The following is a 1,026-nucleotide window of genomic DNA, read 5'->3' as shown; positions in this document are numbered from 1 at the left end:
CGTATCCTGCGGAGCAGTGCATCCAGGAGCTGTTCGAGGCGCAGGTGCGCAAGGCGCCGGAGGCGGTGGCGCTGGTCTATCAGGACCAGCGCGTAAGCTATGGCGCGCTCAATGCGCACGCCAACCAGCTGGCGCATCATCTGATCGCCCTCGGGGTCAAGCCGGATCAGCCGGTGGCAATCTGCGTTGCGCGCAGTCCGCTGATGGTGGTGGGGCTTTTGGCGATCCTGAAGGCCGGCGGGGCGTATGTGCCGCTGGACCCGGCCTATCCGTCGGCGCGGCTGCGCCAGGTGTTGGAGGATGCGGCGCCGCGGCTGCTGCTGACCGATGCGGCCGGCCGCGCCGCCTTGGGCGATGTGGGCCTCGATGCGAGCGTGGTGGAGCTCGATGCGGCGGCACCGGCCTGGGCCAGCCTGCCGGAATCGGATCCGGACCCGCGCGCGCTCGGCCTCACCTCCCGCCATCTCGCCTACGTGATCTACACCTCGGGATCCACCGGTACGCCCAAAGGGGCCCAGAACGAGCATCGGGCTATCGTCAATCGCCTGATCTGGATGCAGAACGCCTATGGTCTCAACGCAACTGATGTCGTGTTGCAGAAGACGCCATTTAGCTTCGATGTTTCGGCCTGGGAGTTCTTCTGGACCTTGCTTGAAGGGGCAACCCTGGTGCTGGCGCCGCCCGGTGCGCACAGAGATCCCGACGCATTGGTCGACTTGATCATCAGCCAGCGCATCACGACGGTTCACTTCGTGCCATCCATGCTGGTCAGCTTTATGGATGCGAAGAGTGTTGACCGCTGCACATCGCTGCGACGAGTTTTATGCAGCGGCGAGGCGCTCCCTGCCGCCAGTGTGCATAGGGTTCGGCGCGTATTGCCTTGGACGGGCCTGCACAATCTCTACGGTCCGACGGAGGCTGCGATCGACGTGACAGCCTGGAGTTGTCCTGCAGAGTTTGATGAGGCCATTGTGCCGATTGGCCGTCCGATTGCGAACACGCGTGTGTATCTGCTGGATGGTCATG

At 64.1% G+C, this 1,026-nt stretch carries 1 protein-coding gene; it reads left to right on the top strand.

Features of this window, described 5'->3' with window-relative positions; genetic code table 11:
- Window positions 1-1,026: AMP-binding protein (locus AOQ71_RS15335; protein ID WP_157083516.1), on the top strand; the 1,026-nt coding region annotated here is incomplete at both ends.

It is taken from the genome of Bradyrhizobium manausense, assembly GCF_001440035.1.
Taxonomy (GTDB): Bacteria; Pseudomonadota; Alphaproteobacteria; order Rhizobiales; family Xanthobacteraceae; genus Bradyrhizobium; species Bradyrhizobium manausense.
Note: the sequence above shows the minus strand (reverse complement) of the source record. Positions and strands in the feature narration are given on the sequence as shown.